Origin of the sequence: Emticicia sp. (assembly GCF_043780375.1) — a bacterium.
Classification (GTDB): Bacteria; Bacteroidota; Bacteroidia; order Cytophagales; family Spirosomataceae; genus Emticicia.
This window is the reverse complement of the sequence record NZ_JAYWCU010000080.1, coordinates 1-3,087: the sequence shown is the minus strand read 5'-3', so window position 1 is coordinate 3,087 and position 3,087 is coordinate 1. Positions and strand designations below refer to the sequence as shown.

Here is a 3,087-nt window from a genome sequence, read left to right as displayed (position 1 = left end):
CTCAAGTTTCAAACTACCTTTCTTAACCTCTATTTTCGACCAAACATCCGTTAGGAATATTTTTTCATATTCAATCGTTCGAAGTGGATAATCTGCCGTACAAAAGTGACCTGTTGCCGTAGCATAGTTTTCATACAAAGCTGAAGGCGAAATATCGAATAATCCTGGATAAGAAGTAAACTGTTCGTCAATCGCCAAATAGAAATAATCAAAGAAGCCAGTTGGGCAACTGTTCACGCTTGAGCGTTTGAGCTTTTTCGGGTTTGGTTTTACGCAAGCTGGCATTTCGGGTCAGGTTTAGGCTTCAACAACTGGCGTGATTACTGTACCAGAGGCTAAATACAAGTAAGAAAAAGGACTTGACTTGATGGTAATTGAATCGGCTGTTTTTTCGATGCTTTGGGCAATCGCAACTTCTTCAATTTGTGCAGGCGACTCTTGGCGACCTTGCCAAATCATATCGCCATTTGCTTTTGGCAATACAACCTGTATGTCGGCACGCTTATACATTTCCAAGAAACCTAAAGTTGATGCTGAGCTATCAAGTTCAAACATCACCGAAACTTCGATTGCCGATGAATCTTTCAAGTTCAATGACTTATAATCGCATTTCAAAGTGCCCTTTTTTACTTGAATTTTCGACCAAACTGGAGTGCTTCCAAAACTACCTGTAGCAGTCGCAAAAGTTTCGTAGGTCATCGCTGCTGTCAATACTGGTGCCGCAGGATACGTTACCAAGTCTTCGTCAAGGGCTATCCAAAAGTAGTCTAAAAAACCAGTCGGACAACTGTTTACGCTTGGGCGTTTGAGTTTCTTTGGGTTTGGTTTTACGCAATTTGGCATTATGATAATTATTTAGAGCGTTATTAAATTTTAACTATTTTACCAAAATGCCAAACTCAATATACTCAGCGAGTATGTCTTCGTTTTTTTCTTTGGCAACTTTTTCGGCAGTTATTATAGTGCCTTTGTGGTTAACCGAAGGATACGGTATTTTGTAAGTAACTTCACCAATTTTCTTGGTTTTCACACCACCTGCTTTTGCAGTTTCTGTCGCAGTTTTTACTTGTGCAGATAATGCTTCGTTCACGGCTTTAGCTTCGACTTCGGCATCTTTTGCGGCTTTGGCTTCTGCTGCTAATATTTTATTTTGTGCTTTGACTTCGGCTTCTGCTTCTGTCGCAGTTTTTACTTGTGCAGATAATGAATCGTTGACGGCTTTAGCTTCGGCTTCGGCATCTTTTGCGGCTGCTAATTCAGCCTTTAATTTTGCTATTTCTTCAGGAGACATTTTGAAAGAATATTTTGAAGTAGGGCTTAGAAATAAGCCCTACTTTGGTTATTGATTAAACTAAGTTATTACAGCTTACGGCTTCGGTGTCAATGATACGTACACCCGCTACCATTTTCGACAAATACAAGGCTTTGTAGCCACGCTCCTGAATTTTCAGGTCTGAAACAAATGTTGGCTTGTCCGTTCCAACAATGATTGCTCCGTCGTTGGCAGCAATTACACGCTGTGAGTCACCCAACCAAAAACACTTATGAACCATACATTTGCCACCCGTATTTTTCAAGATGATAGTATCTGAGCTTGAGTCCAGGTAATCTACATTCGATTGACGGCGTGTATATTGGTCAATAAGTTTCACAAAAACTGATTCTGACAAATACATGTGTGTTTTTTTCTGGCGATAAGGTGCCTTTAGTCCATTCCATACAGCTTCAATACCTTGAATTGTGTTTCCATCAGTATAAGCAGCTCCCCAGCCTGTGCCTGAATTAAATGCTGCAGTAGTAATGGGAACAATTTCAGTTGCAGCAATAGCTGCTAATAGGTCTTTCTCAAGCCCATCCATCATGCGTTTTGCCTTATTTGGTGTTGTATTTGCTAATGTGGTGTCTCCTTTCCAGAACACGCCATTGTTGAACTGAGCAAAACCCTGACGCATATAATATCTGATAAAAGCTTCCTCCATCGGAATTTTACCATCAGTTATTTTTGAATCTTGACCCGCAAATGTGTTACGCAAAACTTCTGGATCAATTGCCATTTTGAAATCGCCAACGGTTACTTTTAATTCACGGTCTGAGAATACAATTTCGTTACCTGTTGTATCATCGTCTCCTGTGTACGCTCCAAGCATATCGCCAATTACCATTTTCGGGAATCGCTTTGAACTGGTTATCGCAGTATCAACTTGAAAGTGTCTCAATACTTCCAATTCTTGTTTTTCTGACTCGATTACTACGGTGGCATATTTGCCCGCATAAGCTAATAAAGCAGCAACATTGAGTGCATTTACTAATGGCATTATTTTTGAAAATTAAAGGGTTTTTTTTGTTTGGATTTATTTAAACGATGGGCGTCCATGACTCTGCCGATGGGCTTGCGTCTGCTCCTGCTGGTGGAGTGGTTGCTCCTGCACCTGGGACCTTGCTTTGCAATTCGGTTAATGATGCAGATGTTGCTTTGTGGGCTTCAACTTCGGCATTAAATTTTCCTTGCAATTCTTCAAAAGCGGTTTTTGAAACTAATCCTTCGAGCTTTGTATTCAGTGCTTCTTCGGTGATTCCTTGCGGTTGAGCATCTTTCAGGGCCTGCAATTCGGTTTCAAATCCTGAGATTTTCTGAGAGATTCCAGTTGCCAAAGCATTGGCATAGTCTTCTTCAGTAGGCTCAGTATTGTCGGTTTTTGCAGCAACAGTAAAGCCTAATGCCGCAACTACGGTTTTAAAAATGTTTGACATTGATTTTGGATTATTTTGAGAGTTTAATTGAGTTTTTGATTTGGTTTTTGATAGCTCAAAAACCTTTGTAATGGCATCTTGCATGCTTCCAACTTCATCTATAAGCCCCATAGTAATGGCTTCTTCTGAAAGGTATACCGCCCCATGCGTAGCAGATTCGTTGATTTGTGGACGGTAGCGTAGCACATCATTCACAAACATTTCGTTGTGAGGATTGATAAGCAATTGTTGCATCTTTTCAGGCTTTCCATCAAGAGCTTCGGCATAACCTAAGTCTTTGTCGAATGCCAAAGTGCCAAATACATCAGCATATTTTGCCCCTAACTTGCCCAAAAT

General features: G+C 40.5%; 5 protein-coding genes. All 5 read right to left on the bottom strand.

All coding sequences use genetic code 11. The features are described from left to right. A partial coding sequence (locus ACH2CJ_RS06195; RefSeq protein WP_394991383.1) for a hypothetical protein occupies positions 1-285 on the bottom strand: 285 nt, incomplete at its 3' end. Positions 286-297: 12 nt separating this feature from the next. Further along, positions 298-843, bottom strand: coding sequence for a hypothetical protein (locus tag ACH2CJ_RS06190; protein ID WP_394991382.1), 546 nt, complete (start codon positions 841-843; stop codon positions 298-300). 34 nt (positions 844-877) lie between these two features. Continuing rightward, on the bottom strand, positions 878-1,291 hold the full coding sequence (locus ACH2CJ_RS06185; RefSeq protein WP_394991381.1) for a hypothetical protein: 414 nt from the start codon (positions 1,289-1,291) through the stop codon (positions 878-880). 55 nt (positions 1,292-1,346) lie between these two features. Continuing rightward, complete coding sequence (locus ACH2CJ_RS06180; RefSeq protein WP_394991379.1) at positions 1,347-2,315, bottom strand: hypothetical protein; 969 nt, start codon at positions 2,313-2,315, stop codon at positions 1,347-1,349. A gap of 40 nt (positions 2,316-2,355) precedes the next feature. Next, positions 2,356-3,087, bottom strand: a 732-nt coding sequence (locus ACH2CJ_RS06175; RefSeq protein WP_394991378.1) for a S49 family peptidase, incomplete at its 5' end; no start/stop codon positions are given.

Excerpts from the sequence above, each read along its gene's own strand:
- ACH2CJ_RS06180 (WP_394991379.1), bottom strand. The coding sequence starts at position 2,315 with ATGCCATTAGTAAATGCACTCAATGTTGCTGCTTTATTAGCTTATGCG.
- ACH2CJ_RS06190 (WP_394991382.1), bottom strand. The coding sequence starts at position 843 with ATGCCAAATTGCGTAAAACCAAACCCAAAGAAACTCAAACGCCCAAGC.
- ACH2CJ_RS06185 (WP_394991381.1), bottom strand. The coding sequence starts at position 1,291 with ATGTCTCCTGAAGAAATAGCAAAATTAAAGGCTGAATTAGCAGCCGCA.